Here is a 23,040-nt window from a genome sequence, read left to right as displayed (position 1 = left end):
CGCACAGCGCCAAGCAAGACAATCGCGCATGAATCGCGGACAGCGGCGCATTGTCCGCGCCCCGTGCGGCGCCCACAATCGGCGCATCGATCTGTACATCGGTATGCAAGCCGGTCGCCCTACCGATCCGCCTGTCGCTGCCGATTTCCGCCTATATCCGCCTGTCCGCGAGGAACCGAAATGAGCCGTCTGCCGCTGCACACCGTCGAAAGCGCCCCCGAGGCGAGCCGCCCTTTCCTCGAGCGTTCGCTCGCCGCGAACGGCTTCCTGCCGAACCTCGTCGCCTCGCTCGCGAATGCGCCGGTCGCGCTCGAAACCTATCTGAGCGTCGCCGAAATCAATGGCCGCAGCGGCCTCACGCTCGCCGAGCGCGAAGCCGTGCAGATCACCGCCGCCGCGATTCACGGCTGCGGCTTCTGCGTCGCGGGCCACACGGCCGTCGCGTTGAAAAAGGCGCAACTGGCCGCGCCCGTGGTCGACGCGCTGCGCACGGGCCGCCCGAGCGGCGACGCGCGTCTGGACGCCGTGGCCGACTTCACGCGCGAAGTGATCGCCACGCGCGGCGCGGTCGCCGATGCGGCGCGCGCCGCCTTCACCTCCGCCGGTTTCAGCGACGCGAACGCGCTCGAAGTGATCCTCGGCGTGAGCCTCGCCACGCTCTGCAACTTCGCCAATAACTTCGCGCAGAACGAACTCAATCCGCAACTCGCGGGCTATCGCTGGAACGCGCACGACTATCTGCCCGGCCAATCGACACCCGCCACGGAGCACAGCGCATGACACGTCCCGCCGAGCTCACGCTGCCCGCCGATCTCGCCGCCTGGCTCGACGCGCACGCCGAATCGCTCGATACGGACAGCACGCACGCGGCCGAGGTCGTGCCGCGCCTGGGCCGCGCCGGACTGTTCCGCATCGGCGTTGAGCAGGCGTTCGGCGGTACGGGCGGCACGACCGTCGATGCCATCGAGGCGATCGCCGCCGTCGCGCGCCGTTCGCTCGCGAGCGCGTTCGTGTTCTGGGGCCAGCGCACCTTCATCGAATATCTGCTGCAAAGCGCGAACGCCGCGTTGCGCGCGCGCTGGCTGCCCGCCCTGCTCGCGGGCGAACATGCAGGCGCGACCGGCCTCTCGAACGCGATGAAATACCTCAGCGCGATCGAGCCGCTGCAGATGCGCGCCGCGCCGCTCGACGCCGCGCAGACGCGCTTCGCACTCGACGGCGCGTTGCCGTGGATCACCAATCTGCGCCGCGAGGGCTTCGTGGTCGCGGCGGCGTTCGATCGTCACGACGGCGCACCGCCCGCGATCTTCGCGCTGCCGCACGATGCGCCCGGCGTCGCGCGCAGCGATGACCTCGACCTGATCGCGCTGCGCGGCAGCAACACGGCGGCGCTCACGCTCGACGGCGCGCAACTCGACGCCTCCTGGCTGATCGACGCCGATGCGCGCGCCTTTCTCGCCCGCGCTCGCCCGGCCTTCCTCGGCCTGCAATGCGGCATGTCGATCGGGCTCGCGCGCCGCGCGCTCGATGCCGTGGACGCAAGCAGCCCGGCCGTGCGCGCCGCGCTGATCGACGACGCCACCGCGCTGCGTCACGAACTCGACGCCCTCGCCGCGCGCCTCTACGCCGGCGTGACGAGCGGCGCGTTCGTCGCCGCGCCCGCCGCGCAGTTCGAGTTGCGCATCGGCCTCGCCGCCGTCGTGGACGCCGCCGCGCGGCTCGACGTACAGGCCGCGGGCGGACGCGGCTATCTGCGCTCGCACGCCACGCGCGCCACGCCGAACGACACCGCGCGCCGCAGCCGCGAAGCCGCCTTCGTGCCGATCGTCACGCCGAGCCTCGTGCAACTGAAGTCGCAACTCGCGCAGCAACGGCGCAGCGAGGCCGCATGAACGGCGCGAACGCCATGAACGGCGACGTCGGCGCGCCGCAGGGAACGCCGCGTCTGCGACTGCGCGGCGTCGGCCTGCGCCGCCAGCAGCGCAGCGTGCTCGCCAACGTCGATCTCGACGTCGCGCCCGGCGAACTCGTCTCGATCATCGGCGCGAGCGGCGCGGGCAAGTCGACGCTGCTGCGCGTCGCGGCGGGCCTGATCGCGCCGCACGCGGGCAGCATTCACGTCGATGGCGCGCCGCTCGACGGTCCGCACCCCGACGTCGCGCTCGCGTTTCAGGACGCCTGTCTGCTGCCGTGGCTCTCGGTTGAGCGCAACGTGGCCTTCGGCCTCGGTTTTCGCAAGCAGCCGAAGCTCGCGCGCCGCGAACGCGATGCGCGCGTGCGGGCCGCGCTTCAGGCCGTCGGGCTCGCGCACGCCGCGCATTTCGCGCCGCGCCAGTTGTCGGGCGGCATGGCGCAGCGCGCCGCGCTGGCGCGTTCGCTCGCGCGCGCGCCGCGCACGCTGCTGCTCGACGAACCGTTCGGCGCGCTCGACGAAGTCACGCGCGCCGACATGCAGCGCCTGCTCGTGCGCGTCGTGCGCGAAAGCGGCGCGGCGACGCTGCTCGTCACGCACGACATCGACGAAGCGCTGCTGGTGTCCGACCGCGTCGCCGTGCTCGGCCCGGACGGCATCGCGCTCGATCTTCGCGTCGCGCTGCCCGAGCCGCGCGCGGACCAGGTCGAAGCGCTCGGCGCGCTGCGCGTGCGGCTCGTCGGCGCGCTGCACGCAAGCATCCATTCGACGATCCACGCCGCGCGTCACGCAAACGCGGATCACGCGCCGCTGCCGGCCTGAATCACCGCATCGATTCACTGCACCGAATCACTGCACCGACTCACTGCATCGACTCACTGCAACGCCCCACCACAAGAGGAAGACCACCGCATGTGCCAGCTCCCCATGACCCGCCGCGAGTGGCTCAAGCTCGCCTCGATGTTCACCGTCGCGGGCGCGGCGCCGCTGCTGGGCGCCGCCACGGCACGCGCGGCCGTCGAGCCCGACGCGCCGCTGCGCATCGGCTATCTGCCGATCACCGATGCCGCGCCGCTGCTCGTCGCGCACAACAACGGCTATTTCGAGCAGGCGGGCCTCAAGGTCGAAAAGCCGACGCTGCTGCGTAGCTGGGCGCAGCTCGTCGAGGCGTTTCTGTCCGGCCAGGTCAACGTCGTCCACCTGCTCGCGCCGATGACGATCTGGGCGCGCTACGGCAGCCACGCAAGCGCAAAAGTGGTCGCGTGGAATCACGTGAACGGCTCGGCGCTGACGGTCGCGCCCGAGATCGGGCAGATCAAGGATCTCGGCGGCAAGACCGTGGCCGTGCCGTTCTGGTATTCGATTCACAACGTCGTGGTGCAGGACATGCTGCGCGCGCAGGGCCTCACGCCGGTGCTGACGCAGGACGGCGCGCTCAAGCCCAACGAAGTGCGGCTCGTCGTGATGGCGCCGTCGGACATGCCGCCCGCGCTCGCCGCGAAGCAGATCGCGGGTTTCATCGTCGCCGAGCCGTTCAACGCGGCCGCCGAAGCGCTGAAGGTCGGCAAGGTGCTGCGTTTCACCGGCGACGTCTGGCGCGATCACGCCTGCTGCGTCGTCTTCATGCACGAGCGCGATTTGAGCGGACGGCCCGAGTGGTCGCAAAAGGTGGTCGACGGCATCGTCAAGGCCCAGGCCTGGACGCGCGCGCATCCGCAGGAAGCGGCGCAATTGTTGTCGAAGAGTGGGCCGAACCGCTATACGCCGCACGCGGCGGGCATTCTGCAAACCGTGCTCGCGCCCTCGCCCGCCGACGAAGGCCGCTATCTCGCCGACCGCGCGATCGTCCACGCCGACTGGCACGAGAAGCGCATCGACTTTCAGCCCTATCCGTATCCGGCCTACACCGAGGAACTCGTGCGGCGGCTCAAGACCACGCAACTGCAAGGCAACGGGCAGTTTCTCGCCGCGCTCGATCCGGCCTTCGTCGCACGCGATCTCGTGGACGACCGCTTCGTGAAAAAGAGCATCGACGCCGTGGGCGGCATGAAGACTTTCGGCCTGCCCGACACCTACGCGCGCACGGAGACCATCGTTGTCTAGCCTCAGCGATACATCGGGCGAGCGCGATGCCGCACACATCGCCCTAGCCGCAAACAAGCCCGCCAGCCGCCTGCGCCAGCGCGCGGCGCGCGTGCTGCTCGGCGTCAGCGGACTCGCGGCCATCGTGCTCGCGTGGTGGATCGGCGTGGCGCTGGTCTCGCGTCACAGCGCGCTGGCCGCGCAGTTCGGGCCGCTCGCCGCATGGCGCACGTTTCCCGCATTGATCGGCGAGGATCAGCTGTTCACGCATATCGGCGCGAGTCTGCGCAGGATCGGCGTGGGGCTCGCGTGGGCGATGCTGTTCGGCGTGCCGCTCGGCTTTCTGATCGGCCGCTTCAAGGCGCTCGAAACCGCGCTGTCGCCCGCGCTGCAATTCCTGCGCATGATCTCGCCGCTCGCGTGGATGCCGATCGCCGTGATGTCGCTCGGCGTCGGCGACCCGCCCGTGTATTTCCTGCTGACCTTCGCGGCCGTCTGGCCCATCGTCATCAGCACGGCGGCGGGCGTGCAGCAGATCGACACGCGCTGGGTCCAGCTCGGCGAGAGTCTGGCCGCCACGCGCGCCGAAATGCTCTGGCACATTTACGTACCCGGCATCGCCGCGCATGTGCTGACCGGCGTGCGGCTCGCCATCGGCATTCTGTGGATCGTGCTGGTGCCCGCGGAAATGCTCGGCGTGAATTCCGGGCTCGGCTTTCTGATTCTCGATTGCCGCGACCGGCTCGCCTATTCCGAACTGATGGCGGTCGTGCTCGTGATCGGCGCGCTGGGCTTTGCGCTCGATACGGCGGCGCGTGGGGTTTATCAGCGCTTTGGCGCGGTGCGCGAACGCGACTGAACACGGCGGCGCGCTTCGATGCTTATCAGCATTGCTTGGTTGGTGCGCGGCGGTGCGGGTTTTAGAGTGCTCGTTTTGCTCAACGCCGCTCAACGCGACGCAACCTCACGGACCCGCCATGTTTTCGAGTACCCGCCGACGTTTTCTCTTCAACGCCTCGATGCTCGGCGCGGGCGCGCTGCTCGCGCGGCCCGGTTTCGCGGCGGCAGCAACGGCGGCGACATCGACCGTGCGCATCGGCTATCAGAAGTCGTCGACGCTGATCACCGTGCTCAAGACGCAAGGCACGCTCGAAACGGCGCTCGCGCCGCTCGGCGTGAACGTGAGCTGGAGCGAGTTCGCCAGCGGCCTGCCGCTCACCGAGGCGCTCAACGCCGAAGCGATCGACCTCAGCGCCGACGTCGCCGACACCGTGCCGATCTTCGCCCAGGCCGCCCACGCGCGCTTCGTCTATCTCGCCCAGGAAGCGCCCTCGCCGGGCGCGCAGGCGATCATCGTCAAGCGCGCGGGCGCGCTGCACACGGCCGCCGATCTGCGGGGCAAGGACATCGCCGTGACCAAGGCGGCGGGCAGCCATTACCTGCTGCTCGCGGCGCTCGCGAAAGCGGGCGTGCCGCCGGACGCCGCGCGCATCCACTACCTCACGCCCGCCGATGGGCGCGCCGCCTTCGAGCGCGGCAGCGTCGATGCGTGGGTGACCTGGGATCCGTATGTGGCGTCGGTCGATCAGCAGGCCGACGTGCGCATTCTCGCGGACGGCAACGGGCTCGCCTCGTACCAGCGCTACTATCTGGCCTCGACGCGCTACGCCGAAGCGCGCCCGGACGTGCTCGCCGCCGTGTTCGCGCAACTGCGCGAGGCGGGCGACTGGGTGCGCAAGTCGCCGCAGGACGCCGCGCGTCTGCTCGCGCCGGTCTGGGGCCTCGACGCCGCCACGATCGAGCGCGCCAACGCGCGCCGCAGCTACCTCGTGCGCCCGGTCGAAGCGGCGAATTTCGGCGAGCAGCAGAAGATCGCCGATACCTTCCTCGCGGCCCGTCTCCTGCCCGCCGCCGTCGACACCTCGCACGCGCAGCGCTGGGATTTCAGCGGCAAGCGCGCGGTGACGATTGGGGCGTAACCGGCGCTTGATGTTGTTTCAAAGCGTTGTTTCAAAGCGTTGGCCCAAAACGTCGCCGCATAACGCCTGTATCGGTTCAAATCCGCGCGGGCTGCATCTGACGCTCGCGCTGCCGGATCGGTAAGGTCGATGCTTCATCGATCGAACCGGAGCCCGCATGCGCATCGACGCCGTACCGTTTGGCATCACGAACTGGGACACCGTGGAGCCGACGCTCCACGCGGGCGAGCACGGCAGCGCGTCGTGGCGCACGCGCCAGTTCGGCGCGATCCGCGTGCGTTTCGTCGAATACAGCCCGGGTTATGTCGCCGATCACTGGTGCACGAAGGGCCACGTGCTGCTGTGCGTGGCGGGCGAACTGGAGACGGAACTCGCGGACGGACGCCGCTTCGTCTTGACGCCCGGCATGAGCTACCAGGTCGCCGACGACGCCGAACCGCACCGCTCGTTGTCGCCGAAAGGGGCGACGCTGTTCGTGGTCGATTGACTCGCGCCCACGTAAAATCCGGTCCATCAGCACATTACGCACAATCACGGACAGGAGGAGCGCGGTGGCAATCGTTGGCGTCATGGGTTCCGGCAAGACCGAGTGGCCGGAACTGTCGGTCCCGCTGGGACACTGGATCGCCGGGCAGGGTTTCGACCTGCTGACCGGCGCGGGGCTGGGCGTGATGCTGTCGACGGCGCGCGCGTTCGCGACCACGCCCGGACGCAAGGGCCGCTCGATCGGCATCATGCCGAGCGAAGCGCATCCCGTGCAGGGTTTCGCGCCGCTCGCGGGCTATCCGAATCCCTATATCGACCTGCCGATCCTGACGCCGCTGCCGCGCAAGCTCGCCGACGCGCCCGACGACGCGCTGAACCGCAATTACGTGAACGTGCTGACGAGCGACGTCGTGGTGGCGCTGCCCGGCGGCCCGGGCACGCTCGATGAAATCCGGCTGGCGACGCGCTTCGGCAAGCCGCTGATCTGCGTCGGCCCCGAAGCGGCTTTCGAGGGCGCGCCGCCCGGCACGCGCATCGTCGCCGCGCTCGAAAACGTTTTCGCGTTCGTGCTCGACCAGACGCAGGCGGTGCTGGCCGCTCGCGCGGCCGCGCCCTCAGAGGGCTGACGAGGCTCAGCGGCGGCCGGCGCGCCTATCCGGCCGCGCCCGCGCCGAACAGGTCGTCGTCCTGATCGGGCTGCTCGGCGTAGAGCACCAGCACGCGCTGGACGTCGCGGACGAACGCCTCCATCGCATCGAGACACGCGTCGCTGCCGGCCGGGAAATCCTCAGGATTTTTCTTGCCCTGAGCCCGCCGGATCGCGCGAATGCTGGCCTCAAGGGCGCGTGCTTCAGCCCAGATGGGATCGTCCTCGGGAAGTTGGGATGAATCGTGCGTCATGCCCGGATTTTCGGCATCCGGCAGGCGAACTTTAGACGATTGGCACGATGTTTTTAGAGTCCCCGCCCCAGAACCTCAGCGCAGCCGATACCCCACGCCGCGCACCGTCACGATCTGCTCCGCGCCGAGCTTGCGCCGCAACGCGTGTACGTGCACGTCGACCGCGTTATTGACGACGCTTTTCCGGCGCCCGTAGATGCGCATCGCCAGTTCGGCGCGCGTGAAAATGCGCAGCGGCTCGTTGACCAGCGCGAACAGCAGCCGGAATTCGCTGGGCTTGAGCGCGACGGACGCGCTGTTGAACTCCACCGCGCAGCGGCTGTGATCGAGTTTCAGATCGGCGAGCGCGCCGTGTTCGACGTTTTGCTGCGGGCGGCGCAGCAGCACGCGGATGCGCGCGCTGAAATCGGCGGGATCGAACGGTTTGATCAGGTAATCGTCGGCGCCCGCGTCGAGCGCGGCCATCGGGTTCTCGGCCGTGTTCCGGCCGATCATGGCGATGACCGGCGCGCTGCCGCCGCGATGGCGATAGCGCCGCAGCATGTCGAGCGCGTCGAGGCGCGCGAAGCCTAGCGCAAGCAGCACGAGATCGTAGCTGCCGTTCTGGAGCGACAACTCGGCTTCGTAATCGTTACTGGCCCAGTCGGTTTCGTGACCGGCGCTGCACATCAACTCGTAAATCGGGCCAGCGATCGTTTCATCATCTTCAAGCAGCAGCAATCGCACAAGCGCCTCCCATCATCGAGAGGAATTTTCGCCGCCGCAGGCTTAGGAGAACCTTAATTGGCGCGCCTCGCAGCAATCGCCATGCCGGTTATCGCACCGTTTTTTATTTAAACCGTTCGTGACTGCGCGATTTTATTGAATCGATTTAAAACATGGCCGAATGAATTGGCGTGGAATTGGCGCGGTTTAATCGGGCTCCAGAGCGGCCCCTAGACCGGTCTCTCAAGCGGCGTATCAAACGGCCTCGTTAGCTATCCTCGCCGCCGTTATGTGCGCCAGCCCACCAATGGCTGCACGATAGCGGGATTCAATTTGAATCCCGCCGGTCATCGACCTGTAATGCAAATCTGTATCACGCGCTTTGGCCGAATAACAAGGCGTGGCGCGGCGCGCGACGGCCGCCCCGAACCCAGGTCGACCCGCATCGAATCCGACCCATCCGACCCATCCGCCGAATCGGGCCGTAATCGGGGCATGCCGTGCCGCGCCAATCGAGTGGAGACGCCCGTGAGAACAACGCGAAGCCTGATCACCGCGCTGACGGCCGCGCTGCTGGGCGCGTCGATCAGCGGTTTTTCCGGCCTGTGCCTGCCCAGCGCGCACGCGGACGGCGTGAGCGGCGCCGGCAGCACCTTCGCCGCGCCGCTCTACGCGCGCTGGGCCGCCGACTACCAGAAGTCGGGCGGCGGCAAGGTCAGCTATCGTCCGACCGGTTCATCGGAAGGGCTCAAGCAGGTGCTCGCGCGCGAAGTCGATTTCGCGGGCTCCGACGCCCCGCTCACCGACGATCAGTTGAACAAGGCCGGCTTGCGGCAATTTCCGACCGCCATCGGCGGCGTGGTGCCGGTCGTGAATCTGCCGGGCATCAAGGCGGGCGAGCTGATGCTCACAGGCGAAGTGCTCGGTGACATCTTCCTCGGCAAGATCCAGTACTGGGACGATCCCGCCATCGCGCGCCTGAACCCGAAGCTCAAGATGCCCGACACGCCGATCGCCGTGGTGCGGCGGCTGGACGGCTCCGGCACGACGCTGATCTGGACGCACTATCTCGCGCAGGTCAACGCAGAATGGAAGCGGCGCGTCGGCGAAGGCACCAGCGTGCGCTGGCCGCTCGGCATCGGCGGCCGGGGCAACGAAGGCGTGGCGACGTTCGTCGGTTATCTGCCCGGCGCGATCGGCTATATCGCCTGGGACTTCACGAAGCACAACCGCCTGACCTACACGGCGATGACCAACGCGGCGGGCACGGTCGTCGAACCGGGCGCGGCGTCGTTCAGCGCGGCGGCGGCGAATGCCGACTGGTCCGGCTCGCTCTATCAGGTGCTCACGAATCAGCCCGGCAAGGACGCCTGGCCGGTGATGGGCGCGACCTACGTGCTGCTGAGCACGACGCCCGCGAAACCGGGCCGCGACAAGGAAACGCTCAAGTTCTTCGACTGGGCGCTCACGCATGGCGAGCCCACGATTCAGGCGCTCGATTACGTGCCCTTGCCGGACATGGTCGTGGCGAAGATCCGCGCGCAATGGCATGAAGGCGACACGCGCAACGCCGAGGACGTGGCGCGAAAATCGATCGCGGGACAGTGAGCGGCTTTGCCTGGACGCTTAAGTTTGAGGACGACGATGACGCTCGCGGTCAGCGCGCGTCAACGCCCGGCGCGTGATGAAAGGCGAGTTCGAGCCCGATGCGCTCGCCGCCGCGCACCCGGCTGATGGCGTGCTTGAGTCCGACGCGATAGACGCCCTGCGCCCCATCGCACGGACGCAGCGAGGTCGCCACGATGGCGAGATCGCCGGGCCGCAGCGGCACCACCATCGGCCGCGACTGCATGCGCGGCCGGCGCTCCGTCATCACGAATTCGCCGCCCGTGAAGTCGCGCTGCGGCTCCGAAAGCACCGCGACGGCCTGGAACGGAAACACTTCGCCGCCGTCGTCGCGCTGATGCAGCGCCTGCCAGTCTTCGGCGCGCAAACGCGAGACATTCGATTGCGGCTGCGTGTGTCCGGCCGCGAGATTGGCGTCGAGGAAGGCGCTCCAATGCGGCGCGAAACGATGCGGCGCGCCGAGCTTCGCGCTCCATCGGTTCGCAATGGGCGCGAGATGGCGATACAGCGCGTCGCGCCACGCGCTCAGCGGCGCGGGCAAGGCATCGCCGAAATAGCGCAGTTCGCCGCGCCCGAGATCGAGCGATTCCAGCGCAACGCTGCGCCGATACACCGGCTCGCCAGCGCGCGCGAGTTCGTGTCCGAGCGACAGCGCCTGAGCCGTCTCGATGCAGCCCGCCAGCACCGCATAGCCTTCGGCGTTCAATTGCGTTTCGATGGTCGCCCAGTCCAGCTGATCGAAAGGCATGTCGAGCTTCGTCATAATCGTTCGGCATCCTTGCTATCTAGCGTGCTTCGTGAAAAATCAGACCGACGGTGTAGCGATTGCCGCTACGCACGACGCTGACGCCGTGCCGCATCGCGACTTTGCGATGTCCGCCGCGCTTGCCCGCCGCCGGACGATGATGCACCGCGAACACCACGGCATCGCCTTGCGCGAGCGGCACGACTTCGGCGCGCGGTGCGCTCGATCCACTCGACGCGGATTCCGTCATCACGAATTCGCCGCCCGTGAAATCGCGCTCCGGCGCGCTGAGCAGAATGGCGACCTGCAACGGAAAGACATGGTCGCCGTAGAGGTCCTGATGCAGACAGTTGTAGTCGCCGCTGCCGTAACGCAGGATCAGCGGCGTCGGACGCGTTTGTCCGGCGCGATGGCAGCGCGCGAGAAAGGTGTCGAGATCGTCGGGATAATGTTCGTCGATGCCCAGTTGACGATGCCACCGGTTCGCGATGGGCGCGAGCCGCGCATAGAGCGCGTGGCGCAACGCGTCGAGCAATGGCGGCAGCGGATACGCAAAATACCGATATTCGCCGCGCCCGAAATTGTGCCGCGCCATCACGATGGTCGAGCGGAACCGCGCGTCGTCCGCGTAGAGTGCGGTGAGCGAATCGCATTGCGCCGGGGTGAGCAGCGCGGGCAGGATCGCGTTGCCGTAGCGATCGAGCGATGTGGCCACGGCGTGCCAGTCGGTGCCCTCCGGCGCGGTGTCCGCGCGCGGCGTGAAATCGAAACCCTCCTGCACTGCAAGCGTCATGATGCGTACCTGAAAAGCCCTGAGCCGTTTCAGCCGCAGTGTACGCGCAACGCGCGCGGATCGAACTCCGCTTTTTGCGCTCGAATTGCGTTAGAAATCTGCTCGAATCTAGGCCCGCGCGCGCTGACGCCACAGAATCGCGCCATACACGATCCCCGCGGCGGCGCTCGTGCAGCCCGCGTAATAGACGAGCCCCATCGCCCAGCCCGCCTCGCCGACGATCATGCGCAGCGTGATCGCGAGCGCGCACCAGCCCGCGATCCTGAAGCCGCGCGTGCGCCCGGCGTCGAGCGCGCGCCCGAGCACGGCGACCTGATGCCGCTCCATCGCCATCGCGAGGAACGCGAACGCCATCACGCACAGCAGCAACGTGAGCCCGACCATCACGCCTCCTCCTCTTGTTGCACCGGCGCCGTCGCGCCCCGCCCCGCCGCCTTCACACGCGGACGATGATTCGCCGTGCGCCACGCGAGCACCGCATGCAGCGCGGCGAACGCCCACATCATCAGATCGAAGCCCGCGAACACGAAGTCGCCTTGCGCGAGGCTGCGCCAGAACGGACGCTCCGTGGTGACCGCGTTGAGCACCGGCAGCAGCGCGAGCAGCGCGGCCGCGAGCCAGAGCAATTCGATCCACGCGCGCTTCGCGGGACGCACGAGCGCGTAGAGCAGCGTCGCGGCCCAGATCGCGAAGAAGACGTTGATTTCCGTATCGGCGCGATGCGCAAGCGCCACGGGCAGCAGCCGGTTGCTCCACAGATACGCCGTCATCGCAATCGACAGCCCCGCGATGCTCGCGATGTTGAGCCGCTCCACGACGCGAAAACCGAAATAAGGACGCGCCGGATCGGCCAGCTTCTGGCGGCGCTTGACGGTCCACATCACGAGGCCCGTGCCGACCATCGCCGTGCCCGCGAGGCTGACGAGGAAATACAGCCAGCGCGCGGACAGATCGCCGAAACGGCCCATATGCAGCGCGTAAAGCACGCCGCGCGTTTCGGCCGCGCCGCCCACATGGTCGTGCGTTTCGAGCAGCTTGCCGCTCACGCCGTCGAACAGCAGATATTGCGGACTCACCGAGACGCGCAGCGCCTCGCCGCGCGAAACCGCCACGCGCGCGCTCGCGTCGCCGGGATTCGTCGCCGTCACGCGCAGCACGTTGTTTTCGCCCCAGCGCGCCTGCGCCTCGCGCACCATCGACTCGACGTTCGCGAGCGGCGCGGCCACGCCCTGCGGCTTGCCGGGACGGATGAACGCGTTCAGCTGCGCGGCGACTTCCTGGCGCTGCGCCGCCGTCTTCAGCGCGATCTCGCCGCCCCACGGCATGTACATCGTCATCAGCGTGACGAGGCCCGTGTAGGTGATCATCAGATGGAACGGCAGGCCGAACACCGAGAGCGCGTTATGCGCGTCGAGCCACGCGCGCTGGCCTTTGCCCCAGCGGAACGTGAAGAAGTCGACGAAGATCTTCTTGTGCGTAATCACGCCGCTGATGATGGCGACCAGCATGAACATCGCGCAGAATCCCGCGAGCCAGCGGCCCCACATCACCGGCATGTAATAGAACTGGAAATGGAAGCGGTAGAAGAATTCGCCGCCGAGCGTGTCGCGCGCCTTGACCGCGTGGCCCGTCGCCGGATCGAACACGCCTTCCTGGAACATGCCCTTCTGGGCGGAACCGGGCGGCGTGCGCCAGAAGGCGCTGGCGAGATTGCTGCGCGACGTCGGCAACTGCACGCTCCATTGCGTGGTGCCCGTGGCGAGCGTGCCGAGCGTCGTCGCCACGCGCTGCGCAACGGCGGCCGGATCGGGCACCTGCTGCTGATGCGCCAGCTCGGGACGCATCCATTGCGAAATCTCTTCCTTGAAATAGCTGACCGTGCCGGTCAGAAACATCGCGTAAAGCAGCCAGCCGACCAACAGGCCCGCCCACGTGTGCAGATCGGACATGCTCTGGCGCACGCCCTTGCCCTGCGGCTTGTTCGGCTTGTTCGGCTTGTTCGATTTGGCGCGGTTTCGCGCCGGCGGCGTTGCCGGGTTGGGATGCGTCATCACTTTGCGCCTCCGGCCGCCGTCCACACCGACCACGACGCCAGCAAAAGCGGCGCCGCCGCGATCAGCAGTCCGCCCCAGGCGCGCCGCGCGCTGCGCGCGAGAAACACGCCGATCACCACGCACGCGTAGACGACGAAGCTCGCCAGCATGCCCGCGATGACCGCTTGCGGCGCGGCGATCGGCAAGGCGAGCGTGGCGACGCTCGTGAGCGCGGCCAGCGCGTAGCCGCCGAAGATCGCCGCGACGATGCGCGAAATCAGCGAAACGAGCGGCGCCGCACGGCGCACGCGGGCGAGCGCGGCGCTCATGCGCGCCGGGCCGCGGCGGTGGCCGGGGTGGCGAGGATAAAGAGGGACAACTCAACGAAATACGCGGCGGACAACACAGGCATGGCGGTCATCATGAAAGCGGAAAGACGGAAAGCGGCGAGCGCCGCAATGATCTCGTAAGTTGCGCGCGTTCGCCAGCCATTGCGCATTGCCGCGGATTTCGCGGCGGTCGATTCGGCGTTCGATGGCTTGTTCGATCCCACGTACGTTTGCGCGCTCATCTTTCATGACACGCGAGCCGCCCCAAAAGGGACAGCCGCGCGCCCGCTTTTTGTAACGGCGCATGACGCACGCCGTTTCCCGAAGCGCCGTCCGTCCGCTATTTGCGCCAGGACCCGTGCGGCAACTCCACGTCGCGCCGCGCGTCGGCGATCGCCCGCTCCATGCCAGCGCGGTCGAGCGGAATGCAGTACGCGGGCTTCGCGCGCTCGAAGCGCCAGCTTTGCGCCAGCCCGCCCGTCTCGACGACATCGAAACCATAACGGTCCTGCCAGGCGCTCACGCGGTCTTGCGCGGCCGCGTCGTCGCTGGCGAGCGGCAGCGCGCGCCGCCCCGGCTGGCCGCCGGGCGCGCCCGTGGTGCCGATATCGGCGGCTAGGATCGCGTTGAACGCCTTCACCACGCGCGCGCCCTGGAAATGCGCGGCCACGATCTGGCTCGTGGTCGTCTCGCGCGCGTCGAGCGCGGCGACGTGGCCGTCACGGTCCGGGTAGTAATTGCAGGTATCGACGACGATGCGTCCATCGAGCAGGCCCGGCGGCAACTGCGCGAGATTGCCGAACGGCACGGCCAGCACGACGATGTCGCCGAACGCCGCCGCCTGCCCGATCGTCCCGAGTTCGCAGCCGATGGCCGCGCGCGTGCTCGTCAGCGTCTGCGGGCCGCGCGAGTTGCTGAGCATCGCGGAGTCGCCGTGACGCAGGGCGAGTTCCGCCATCGCCCGTCCGATAAAGCCTGCGCCAATGATGCCGATTTTCATGCCGATGTCCTCCTGACGGCCTCGCGCCGTCGCCAAGTGGTGATTGCGGTTTTCGCGGCGCATCACACGCACGCCCCGGATGCCACTATGATTCGAACATTCAACGCGATAAAGCGGCGAGAATGATTGACTGTCGAAAAGGATCGTTTCGAATGAGGAAGCTGCGATGGATCGATTGACCGGCATGGCGGCGTTTGTGAAGACGGTCGAATGCGGCTCGTTCGCGGCCGCGGGCAAGGCGCTCGGCATGACGCCGCAGATGGCCGGGCGCCACGTCGCCGAACTGGAAACCCGCATCGGCACGCGCCTGCTGAACCGCACCACGCGGCGGCAGAGCCTCACGGAAGCGGGCCACGCGTTCTACGAGCGCTGCCGCGCGCTGCTCGCCGACGCCGAAGCCGCCGAGGCCCAGGCGCGCTCGCTGGCCGACACGCCGCGCGGACGCCTGCGCATCACCGCGCCCGTCACCTTCGGCGCGTTCGCGCTGCCCGAGGCGATCGCGCGTTTTTTGAGCCGCTATCCCGAGGTGCAGATCGATCTCACGCTGACCGATCGCTTCGTCGATATCATCGACGAGGGCTACGACGCCGCGATCCGGCTCGGCGCGCTCAACGATTCGACGCTCGTCGCGCGCGCGCTCAAACCGTATCGCTTCGTGGTGTGCGCCTCGCCCGCCTACCTCGCGGCGGCGGGCGCGCCCGAGACGCCGCATGCGCTGATCGAACACGAATGTCTGGGCTTCGCCTACACATCGGCGCCGCCGGCGAGCGGCTGGGGATTTGTCGAGAACGGTCAGGCGTGGACCGCACCGATCGCGCCGCGCCTGCGCGCCAACGACATGAAGGCGCTGATCACGGCGGCCATCAACGGACTCGGCATTGCGCTCGCGCCCGAGACCGCCGTGCGCGACGCGCTGCGCGACGGCACGCTCGTGCCGCTGCTCACCGGATACGAACTGGTGGCGCGGCCCATGCACATCGTGATGGCGAGCAGTCCGACGACGCTCAAGCTGCGGTATTTCGTGGAGGAAGTGGTGGCGGCGTTCGGCGCGTGAAACGGTCGCCGCGCGGCAAGGAAAGCGACGCGGCGCGTCAGAGCGCCTCGTGGCACAGCGACATCATCCGCTGCACCATCGTGGAAGCTTCGTTGAGTTCCATCTCGGCGGTAAAGAGCACCGAGACGCTCGACAGACGCACGGCGATGCCCGCGCCCAGCAGGTCGCGGCTCGCGATCTTCAGCGCGAGCTGGCCGAGGCGCACGCGGTCGAGCCAGTGCATCGTCAACGCGCTCTTGTCCAGCCATTCGCGGCAGCACTGCACGACGTGATCGACGCGCCATTCCTGCGTGAGCGCATACGACGACGCGGCGATCGCGACCAGATAGCAGAGCAAGTCGGGGCGTGCACTGCTCGCTTCGACAAATTCGACTTTCACGGCTTGCTGTCCCTGATTTCCCGGCGTGGAATCAGTCCACGCCGCTACTGAAACGAAGTCCTCTACCTATGGGCGGGTGCGGCAAAAGCAAGCATTGTGCACCCGAAAATACTCGCAGATTCATCTGGCCAGCATGAAAGTTTCGCGACTGGATTTGCCGACCGGATTCGCCGATCTGCCGACTGAATTTGCCGACCGAATTTGCCGACTATACGCGCACTCGGCGACAGCAGGCATAAACGGCGAATCGGTCTGCATGAGATCGCTGCGCGCGAAGGGAGTTCGCATCCCGTTCATGCGAGCCCCGCCGCAAAACACGCCGTAAACAAAAACGTTGCGTGCACTTTCTTCCCGCGCGCTGCCGGGAATCTGCACCGCGAATCACCGTTCGCCGATGTCTTGCAATCCGCATAGCGCGCGCGTCGAACACCAACTCATTGCTGCATAACGCAGTTTCGATTCCTCGCGCATAGCGTGCAAAAAAAGCCGCCGCGCGGCATGCCGCTTGCTCCGATGCGCGCGCGTTAACCCGCAAATTCGCCCGCGAAATCGCCCGCACCCCCGAAAGCGACACGCGGATCACGCACATCGATTCGTCCCATTTCCGCCATGACATCGAGCGCCGCTTGATGTGCTCATCGTCATCGCGTCACCGGTTTTTCCGCATCAGGAGTTTCATCCATGTTCACGAAGCGCATGTGCGCCACGCTCGTCTGCACCGCGATTGCCACGATCTCGCCCGCGTCCCACGCGCAGCAGTACACCACCGACTGGCTCGCCAACACGTACGGCACACTCGCGGCGCACGTCGGCAACGGCGCGCGCTCGATGTGGGTCGCGCCCGAAGGCGTCATCTATACGTCGTCGCTCTGGGACGAGAACGAAGGCGGCGTCGCGATCTATCAGAACGACAAGAGCCTCGGCTCGATCGGCATCCACGACGAATTCCAGGGCGGCGCCATCACCGGCAACGCCACCGATATCTTCGTCGCGCTCTCGGCGAACACCTCGTACGGCAGCGGCACCGTGGGCCGCTACAACCGCGCGAGCGGCCAGCGCGACCTCACGTTCAACGTGAGCGTGTGGAACGCCCTGAGCCGCGTGGATGCCATCACCGGCCTCGCCACCGCCGGCACGCTGCTCTACGTGAGCGACTTCTACGGCAACCGCGTGCGCGTCTACACGACCGACGGCGCCTGGCAGCGCGATATTTCGATCGGCAACCCAGGCGCGCTCGCGCTCGACAACGCGGGCAACGTCTGGATCGCGCAAAAGAGCGCGGGCACCGTGACCGCGTTCAGCCAGGCGGGCGCGCAGCTTCAGCAGATCCAGATGCCGGCGGGCTCGCAACCGTCGGCGCTCTACTTCGACGCGACCACCGCGCAGCTGATGATCGGCGACAGCGGCCCCGACCAGAACATCAAGCTCTACAGCCTCGCGGGTACGCCGACGCAAACCGGCAGCTTCGGCGTGAAAGGCGGCTATCTCGACACCACGACCGGCATCAAGGGCCAGGTGGGCGACAAGCGCTTCACGCGCGTGACGGGAATCGGCAAGGACAGCACCGGCAATCTCTATGTGCTCAACAATCCGTGGGGCGGCGGCTGGGATCTCGGCCGCAACGGCGGCACCGACATCCACGCATACAACGCGGCGGGCGCGCTGCTCTGGAAACTCCAGGGCCTGAATTTCGAAGGCGTGGCCGCGCCCGATCCGGTCACCGACGGCGCGCTGTTCTACAGCGGCACCGCCATCTACACGGGCACGGCGGGCGGCACCTTCGTCGCCAATACGGTCGATCCGTTCACCTACCCGAACGACCCGCGCCTGAACATGAACGACACGCAGCGCGACGAACACTTCGGCCAGCTCGTGACGGTGAACGGCAACCGCATCCTGGTGGCCTCGGGACAGAACCCCGGCATCTTCTACTTCTATCACTTCAATGCCGCCAGCGGCTATATCGCCATTCCCGACGGCTCGATTCCGGGCACGCCGTTCAACACCTCGCTCCAGGTGACGGGCGGCTTCTGCCTCGACAGCCGTGGCGACGTCTGGGCCGGACTCAACCGCACGAATCACATCTACCACTATCCGCTCACCGGCTTCGACAGCACCGGCAAGCCGCAATGGGGCGCGGCCACGACGATCTCGACGCCGGAAAGCGTGCGGCCGACGGCGCGCATCGTCTATCTGCCCGAAAGCGACACGATGATTCTCGCCCAGGGCCTCGCGGGCAACTGGGACTGGACCGCGATGAACGGCTATATCGAGGTCTATCACGGCTGGAGTTCGGGCAACATCAACCGGCCGAGTCCCGTCATCACGCTCACCAGCGCGAATCCGAAGTCGATCGCCGCAGCGGGCAACTATCTGTTCGTCGGCTACGTGCATACGGTGCCCAACATCGACATCTACGATCTGACGACCGGCAAGCTCGTCACCACGCTGACCAACGCGAACCCGACCAACGTGGACGTGGGCAACGACGTCGATTCGATGTACGGCCTGCGCGTGTATCTGAATTCGGCCGGGCAATACGTGATCACCAAGGACAATTACAACGGCACGAGCGTGATCGTGCATCGCTGGACGCCTTGAGATCGCACGCGGATTCGCACGCGGATTCGCACGCGTATCAGCACGCCGATTAGCGTGTGAATTCGTGCATCTTCAAGCCGGGGATTGAATTTTCGAGACGATCGGTCTAATATCCCCGGCATGGATGAATCGACCGACCGGCCGCGACGCGGCCGCCCTCGCAAAGACCCGCACGCGCACGCCGATACGCGCGCCACGCTGATCCGCGCGGGCATGGAACTGCTGACCGGGCAAAGCTTCGCCGCCACCGGGCTCGACGCCGTGCTCAAGCGCGTGGGCATGCCGAAGGGCTCGTTCTATCACTACTTCGAGAGCAAGGAAGCGTTCGGCCGCGCGCTGCTCGACGCCTACGACGCCTACTTTCTCGCCAAGCTCGATCGCTGGCTGCTCGATACATCGCGGCCCGCGCTCGATCGCCTCGCCGCTTTCGTCGACGACGCCAAGGCCGGCATGGCGCGCCACGACTACACGCGCGGCTGCCTCGCGGGCAATCTCGGCATCGAAGTCGACATCCTGCCCGAAGACTTCCGCGACACGCTCGAACGCGTGTTCCAGGGCTGGCAGGCGCGCGTGGCGGCCTGTTTGCGCGATGCGCAGCAAGCCGGCGAACTCGCCGCCGACGCCGACCTCGACGCGCTGGCCGCGTGCTTCTGGATCGGCTGGGAAGGCGCGGTGATGCGCGCGCGGCTGGTGCGCAGCGCCGCGCCGCTCGATACGTTTTTCAAGGGATTCATCGCCGGGCTGCCGCGCGCGCGTTACGCGCAATAGCGCCGCAGCCGTCCATCCATTCGAGCGGCACCGCTCACGTCACACGGGAGACGAATGATGTTCAAAGCCATTCTGATTGAAAAGGAATCCGAAGCATACTCGGCGCGTATCGCCGAACTCGACGACGCGCAATTGCCGCCCGGCGACGTGCTCGTCGACGTGCAATACAGCACGCTGAACTACAAGGACGGCCTGGCGATCACCGGCAAGGGTCCGGTCGTGCGCAGCTTTCCGATGGTGCCAGGCATCGACTTCGCGGGCACGGTCGCGCAGAGCGCGGACCCGCGTTATGCGGTCGGCGATACGGTCGTGCTCAACGGCTGGGGCGTCGGCGAACAGCATTGGGGCGGCCTCGCCCAGCGCGCCCGCGTGAAAGCCGACTGGCTGATTCCGCTGCCCGCCGGACTCACGCCGCGCCAGACGATGGCCGTCGGCACGGCGGGCTATACGGCGATGCTCTGCATACTCGCGCTGGAGCGCCATGGCATCGCGCCCAGTCACGGCGACGTGCTCGTGACGGGCGCGAGCGGCGGCGTGGGCAGCTTCGCCATCGCCCTGCTCGCGCGGCGCGGCTATCGCGTGGTCGCCTCGACGGGCAAGTTGCAGGAAGCCGATTATCTGAAGCAGTTGGGCGCCGCGGACGTGATCGATCGCGCCGCGTTCACCGAACCGGGCAAGCCGCTGCAAAAGGAGCGCTGGGCAGCGGCGATCGATTCGGTCGGCGGGCACACGCTCGCGAACGTCTGCGCGAGCCTGCGCGCGGATGGCGCCGTCGCGGCCTGCGGCCTCGCGCAAGGCATGGATTTGCCGGCCACGGTCGCGCCGTTTATTTTGCGCGGCGTGAGCCTGTTGGGGATCAACAGCGTGACGCGTCCGTTCGAGGAACGCCAGGAGGCGTGGCAAGCGCTGGCTTATACGCTCGATCTGAGCGATCTTGAGACGATCACGCGTGAGATTGAGCTGGCGGAGGCGATTTCCGCTGCTGGTGATCTGCTGGCGGGACGCGTGCGTGGGCGGATTGTGGTGGATGTGAATCTGTGAGGTTGGGCTGGCGAAATGCTGGCGTGCATGTTCGGAAGCCCGCGAGATCGCGGGCTTTTTTTATTTCGGCGGGCGAACGGGAGCACAAGCAGGTAACCCCTAAAAAATAATTTGACAGGTTACACATCCGCGCCCAGAATGAAACCGTCAATTCGACGTTTTACCGGTTTCAAACCTACCCACCCCGGAGCCCCGCCATGCCGACCGCCGCCCCCACCGCACTGCCCACCTACCCCGCCGTCGCCCTCAAGACCGTCGAAGCCGACGGCGTGCAAGTGTTCTACCGCGAAGCCGGCCCCGCCGACGCGCCCGTGATCCTGCTGCTACACGGCTATCCGTCGTCGTCGCATATGTTCCGGCACCTGATTCCGCGGCTCGCCGCGCGTTACCGCGTGATCGCGCCCGATCTGCCGGGCTTCGGCTTCACCCAGGTACCCGAAGCGCGCGGCTACACGTATTCGTTCGACGCGCTCGCGGCCACCACGGCGGCTTTCGTCGATACGCTCGGCCTCGAACGCTACGCGCTCTATGTGTTCGATTACGGCGCGCCGGTCGGCCTGCGCCTCGCCCTGAAGTACCCCGAGCGCGTGAGCGCGCTGGTCTCGCAAAACGGCAACGCCTACGAGGAAGGTCTCGGCGACGCGTGGGATCCGATCCGCCGCTACTGGGCCGATCCGAGCGCCGCGAACCGCCAGGCCGTCGCCGACGCCGTGCTCAATCTGGAAGGCACGCGCTGGCAGTACGTGCACGGCGTGGCCGATCCGTCGACGGTCGAGCCCGAGGCGTATTACCTCGACACCGCGCTGATGCAACGCCCCGGCAACAAGGACATCCAGCTCGATCTGTTCCTCGATTACGCGTCGAACCTCAAGCTTTATCCGCGTTTTCAGGCGTTTTTCCGCGAATACACGCCGCCGACGCTCGCGATCTGGGGCAAGCACGATCCGTTTTTCATTCCGCCGGGCGCGCAGGCGTATCGACGGGACAATCCGAACGCTGAGGTGACGATGCTCGACACCGGCCATTTCGCGCTCGAAACCCATGTGGACGAGATCGCGGCAGCCATCGCCGGATTGATGGAACGGGCGCGGACGTAACCAGTTAATCGACGAAAAACGGTTACAATTCGCGGCAAGGAGGAAGCGGACATGGACGCAGCATCAGCGCATGACAGCGACGCGCACGACCACGGCGAAGTTGATTTTCTCGGCGGCCATCCGGCGCTCGACGCCCTGAACACCGTGCAGATGACCGACGGCGAACTGATCGACACCTGGCAAAGCGACGCCGACGTGGCCGCCTGGCTGGCGCGCCACGATCTGGCCGCCGATGCGAAAAAGCCGCGCTTCAAGGCGCACGCTCTGCTCGATGCGGCACGCCATCTGCGCGAGACGGCGCGTGCGCTGGTCGACGCGCGGCGCGCGGGCGAGCCGGTCGATGCGCGCGCGCTCAACCGCTTTCTGGCGCAGGCGCCGCGCACGCTGGAACTGACCGTCGACGAAAGCGGCGAGCCGCGCCTCGTCGAGCGTCACGCGCACGGCACGCCCGAGCAGTACCTCGCGCCGCTGGGCGCGGCGGTGGCGGAACTCGTCTGCGAGGCCGATTTCGCGCTTGTGAAAAAGTGCGAGAACCCCGAGTGCGTGCTGCATTTTCTCGATCGCACCAAATCGCACCGGCGGCGCTGGTGCAGCATGGCGATGTGCGGCAACCGCGCCAAGGTCGCGGCCTTCCGGCGCCGCCAGCAATAGCGCGGCATGAGCGGCCTGAATAGCGCGGCCTGAGTGGCGAAGGCGGCGCAGGCGGCGTGGCGGGCCGCATCTGGCGCAAACCCAGCTTGGGCGCGCTCAGCAGACATCGCCGTTTCCGGCTAACCTTGCGCCATTGCTGCGTCGCGGCGGCGCATCGCAGGTCCGCCGCGCGCCGCGCCCTTCTTCATTTCCCGGGATCGCCATGAAACAAGCGCTACAAATCGACTTCATCTCCGACATCGCCTGCCCGTGGTGCGCGATCGGCCTCAGCTCGCTGCAGCGCGCACTCGCCAATCTCGGCGACAGCGTCGACGCGAACCTGACCGTCCATCCGTTCGAACTGAACCCCGACATGACGCCGGGCGGCGAGTCCATCGTCGATTATCTCGGCAAGAAATACGGCCGCACGCCCGAGCAGATCGCCGAAACGCAGGAAGCGATCCGCGAGCGCGGCGCGAGCGTCGGCTTCGAATTCGGCCCGCGCACCCGCATCTACAACACCTTCGACGCGCATCGCCTGCTCTACTGGGCGCGCCTCGAAGGCCGGCAGGTGCCGCTCAAGCTCGCGCTGCTGCGCGCCTATCACGGCGAAGGCAAGGACACGAGCGATCACGCGACGCTCGTGGCCGCCGCGCAATCCGTGGGGCTCGACGCCCAGAAGGCGCGCGAGGTGCTCGAAACCGGCGCGTATGCCGACGAGGTGCGCGGCGAGGAGCAGCAGGCGCAGGCGATGGGCATCCAGTCGGTGCCGGCCATCGTGTTCAACGAGCAGTACCTGATCAGCGGCGGCCAGCCGGTGGAAACCTTCGAGAACGCGATCAAGCAGATTCTGGAAGAGGCCGCGAAAGAGGCTTGAGCC

26 protein-coding genes are annotated in these 23,040 nt (G+C 67.2%); 16 read left to right on the top strand and 10 right to left on the bottom strand.

Annotated elements, in window-relative coordinates:
- Positions 1 to 180 precede the first annotated feature (180 nt).
- The 8 genes from U4Y88_RS02455 (at position 181) to U4Y88_RS02420 (ending at position 7,085) form a co-directional block, all read left to right on the top strand.
- Positions 181 to 780: a carboxymuconolactone decarboxylase family protein gene (locus tag U4Y88_RS02455; protein ID WP_321781973.1), complete on the top strand. Its 600-nt coding sequence runs from the start codon at positions 181 to 183 to the stop codon at positions 778 to 780.
- Positions 777 to 1,892, top strand: coding sequence for an acyl-CoA dehydrogenase family protein (locus U4Y88_RS02450; RefSeq protein ID WP_321781971.1), 1,116 nt, complete (start codon positions 777 to 779; stop codon positions 1,890 to 1,892). The genes U4Y88_RS02455 and U4Y88_RS02450 overlap by 4 nt, the downstream gene beginning before the upstream one ends.
- Positions 1,889 to 2,734 (top strand): ABC transporter ATP-binding protein, encoded by an 846-nt coding sequence (locus tag U4Y88_RS02445; RefSeq protein ID WP_321781970.1) that lies wholly within the window; start codon positions 1,889 to 1,891, stop codon positions 2,732 to 2,734. Before U4Y88_RS02450 ends, U4Y88_RS02445 begins: the two co-directional genes overlap by 4 nt.
- Before the next feature lie 90 nt (positions 2,735 to 2,824).
- Entirely contained in the window at positions 2,825 to 4,015 is a 1,191-nt protein-coding gene (locus tag U4Y88_RS02440; RefSeq protein WP_321781968.1) for an ABC transporter substrate-binding protein, read from the top strand.
- Complete coding sequence (locus U4Y88_RS02435) at positions 4,008 to 4,853, top strand: ABC transporter permease (protein WP_415774381.1); 846 nt, start codon at positions 4,008 to 4,010, stop codon at positions 4,851 to 4,853. The genes U4Y88_RS02440 and U4Y88_RS02435 overlap by 8 nt, the downstream gene beginning before the upstream one ends.
- Positions 4,854 to 4,971: 118 nt before the next feature.
- Positions 4,972 to 5,973 carry an aliphatic sulfonate ABC transporter substrate-binding protein gene (locus tag U4Y88_RS02430; RefSeq protein ID WP_321781966.1) on the top strand — a complete coding sequence of 334 codons (1,002 nt, stop codon included), beginning with the start codon at positions 4,972 to 4,974 and terminating at the stop codon, positions 5,971 to 5,973.
- A 157-nt stretch (positions 5,974 to 6,130) separates the two neighbouring features.
- Positions 6,131 to 6,460, top strand: a complete 330-nt coding sequence (locus tag U4Y88_RS02425) for a DHCW motif cupin fold protein (protein WP_321781964.1) — start codon at positions 6,131 to 6,133, stop codon at positions 6,458 to 6,460.
- Between the two features lie 64 nt (positions 6,461 to 6,524).
- On the top strand, positions 6,525 to 7,085 hold the full coding sequence (locus U4Y88_RS02420) for a DNA-binding protein (protein WP_321781962.1): 561 nt from the start codon (positions 6,525 to 6,527) through the stop codon (positions 7,083 to 7,085).
- Positions 7,086 to 7,110: 25 nt separating this feature from the next.
- Here U4Y88_RS02420 and U4Y88_RS02415 read toward each other — a convergent pair whose 3' ends face one another.
- Together U4Y88_RS02415 and U4Y88_RS02410 are read right to left on the bottom strand one after the other, a co-directional pair.
- Positions 7,111 to 7,359: a hypothetical protein gene (locus U4Y88_RS02415; protein ID WP_321781960.1), complete on the bottom strand. Its 249-nt coding sequence runs from the start codon at positions 7,357 to 7,359 to the stop codon at positions 7,111 to 7,113.
- A gap of 75 nt (positions 7,360 to 7,434) precedes the next feature.
- On the bottom strand, positions 7,435 to 8,085 hold the full coding sequence (locus U4Y88_RS02410) for a response regulator transcription factor (protein WP_224006185.1): 651 nt from the start codon (positions 8,083 to 8,085) through the stop codon (positions 7,435 to 7,437).
- A 507-nt stretch (positions 8,086 to 8,592) separates the two neighbouring features.
- Between U4Y88_RS02410 and pstS the strand changes: the two genes are divergently transcribed.
- Positions 8,593 to 9,672, top strand: a complete 1,080-nt coding sequence (gene pstS, locus U4Y88_RS02405; protein WP_415774380.1) for a phosphate ABC transporter substrate-binding protein PstS — start codon at positions 8,593 to 8,595, stop codon at positions 9,670 to 9,672.
- Positions 9,673 to 9,721: 49 nt separating this feature from the next.
- Here the strand turns inward: pstS and U4Y88_RS02400 are convergent, their stop codons facing one another.
- From U4Y88_RS02400 to U4Y88_RS02370, 7 genes are all read right to left on the bottom strand, one after another.
- The gene (locus U4Y88_RS02400) at positions 9,722 to 10,438 is read right to left on the bottom strand and encodes a 2OG-Fe(II) oxygenase (protein ID WP_321781959.1); all 717 of its coding nucleotides are present in this window, start codon (positions 10,436 to 10,438) and stop codon (positions 9,722 to 9,724) included.
- Positions 10,439 to 10,475: 37 nt separating this feature from the next.
- Positions 10,476 to 11,228: a 2OG-Fe(II) oxygenase gene (locus U4Y88_RS02395; protein WP_321781957.1), complete on the bottom strand. Its 753-nt coding sequence runs from the start codon at positions 11,226 to 11,228 to the stop codon at positions 10,476 to 10,478.
- A 108-nt stretch (positions 11,229 to 11,336) separates the two neighbouring features.
- A complete protein-coding gene (locus tag U4Y88_RS02390; RefSeq protein WP_224006176.1) occupies positions 11,337 to 11,612 on the bottom strand; it encodes a DUF3325 domain-containing protein in 276 nt (91 codons plus the stop codon).
- Positions 11,612 to 13,279: a PepSY-associated TM helix domain-containing protein gene (locus U4Y88_RS02385; protein WP_415774379.1), complete on the bottom strand. Its 1,668-nt coding sequence runs from the start codon at positions 13,277 to 13,279 to the stop codon at positions 11,612 to 11,614. The genes U4Y88_RS02390 and U4Y88_RS02385 overlap by 1 nt, the downstream gene beginning before the upstream one ends.
- Complete coding sequence (locus U4Y88_RS02380; RefSeq protein WP_224006170.1) at positions 13,279 to 13,590, bottom strand: DUF3649 domain-containing protein; 312 nt, start codon at positions 13,588 to 13,590, stop codon at positions 13,279 to 13,281. Before U4Y88_RS02380 ends, U4Y88_RS02385 begins: the two co-directional genes overlap by 1 nt.
- Positions 13,587 to 13,832 (bottom strand): hypothetical protein, encoded by a 246-nt coding sequence (locus U4Y88_RS02375; RefSeq protein ID WP_321781955.1) that lies wholly within the window; start codon positions 13,830 to 13,832, stop codon positions 13,587 to 13,589. The genes U4Y88_RS02380 and U4Y88_RS02375 overlap by 4 nt, the downstream gene beginning before the upstream one ends.
- A 98-nt stretch (positions 13,833 to 13,930) precedes the next feature.
- Entirely contained in the window at positions 13,931 to 14,590 is a 660-nt protein-coding gene (locus tag U4Y88_RS02370) for an NADPH-dependent F420 reductase (RefSeq protein ID WP_321781953.1), read from the bottom strand.
- Between the two features lie 166 nt (positions 14,591 to 14,756).
- Here U4Y88_RS02370 and U4Y88_RS02365 point away from each other — a divergent pair, with 166 nt between their 5' ends.
- Complete coding sequence (locus tag U4Y88_RS02365; protein ID WP_224006161.1) at positions 14,757 to 15,644, top strand: LysR family transcriptional regulator; 888 nt, start codon at positions 14,757 to 14,759, stop codon at positions 15,642 to 15,644.
- Between the two features lie 37 nt (positions 15,645 to 15,681).
- Here U4Y88_RS02365 and U4Y88_RS02360 read toward each other — a convergent pair whose 3' ends face one another.
- Positions 15,682 to 16,023 carry a hypothetical protein gene (locus U4Y88_RS02360; protein WP_065063018.1) on the bottom strand — a complete coding sequence of 114 codons (342 nt, stop codon included), beginning with the start codon at positions 16,021 to 16,023 and terminating at the stop codon, positions 15,682 to 15,684.
- A gap of 681 nt (positions 16,024 to 16,704) precedes the next feature.
- On the opposite strand from U4Y88_RS02360, the gene U4Y88_RS02355 reads away from it, so the two are divergent.
- The 6 genes from U4Y88_RS02355 to U4Y88_RS02330 all read left to right on the top strand — a co-directional run bounded on the left by U4Y88_RS02355 (position 16,705) and on the right by U4Y88_RS02330 (position 23,037).
- Positions 16,705 to 18,624, top strand: a complete 1,920-nt coding sequence (locus U4Y88_RS02355; RefSeq protein ID WP_321781951.1) for an SMP-30/gluconolactonase/LRE family protein — start codon at positions 16,705 to 16,707, stop codon at positions 18,622 to 18,624.
- A 120-nt stretch (positions 18,625 to 18,744) separates the two neighbouring features.
- Positions 18,745 to 19,392 (top strand): TetR/AcrR family transcriptional regulator, encoded by a 648-nt coding sequence (locus U4Y88_RS02350; protein WP_310631098.1) that lies wholly within the window; start codon positions 18,745 to 18,747, stop codon positions 19,390 to 19,392.
- Positions 19,393 to 19,449: 57 nt separating this feature from the next.
- On the top strand, positions 19,450 to 20,433 hold the full coding sequence (locus tag U4Y88_RS02345) for an MDR family oxidoreductase (RefSeq protein ID WP_321781949.1): 984 nt from the start codon (positions 19,450 to 19,452) through the stop codon (positions 20,431 to 20,433).
- A 197-nt stretch (positions 20,434 to 20,630) separates the two neighbouring features.
- Positions 20,631 to 21,530: an alpha/beta hydrolase gene (locus U4Y88_RS02340; RefSeq protein ID WP_321781947.1), complete on the top strand. Its 900-nt coding sequence runs from the start codon at positions 20,631 to 20,633 to the stop codon at positions 21,528 to 21,530.
- Between the two features lie 51 nt (positions 21,531 to 21,581).
- On the top strand, positions 21,582 to 22,181 hold the full coding sequence (locus tag U4Y88_RS02335) for a CGNR zinc finger domain-containing protein (protein WP_321781945.1): 600 nt from the start codon (positions 21,582 to 21,584) through the stop codon (positions 22,179 to 22,181).
- A gap of 202 nt (positions 22,182 to 22,383) precedes the next feature.
- On the top strand, positions 22,384 to 23,037 hold the full coding sequence (locus U4Y88_RS02330; protein ID WP_321781944.1) for a DsbA family oxidoreductase: 654 nt from the start codon (positions 22,384 to 22,386) through the stop codon (positions 23,035 to 23,037).
- The last annotated feature ends 3 nt before the right edge of the window (positions 23,038 to 23,040 follow it).

Source organism: Paraburkholderia sp. J94, from assembly GCF_905220285.1.
In the GTDB taxonomy this organism is placed as follows: domain Bacteria; phylum Pseudomonadota; class Gammaproteobacteria; order Burkholderiales; family Burkholderiaceae; genus Paraburkholderia; species Paraburkholderia tropica_A.
The sequence above is the reverse complement of the archived record's forward strand: the minus strand, read 5'-3'. Positions and strand labels throughout refer to the sequence as shown.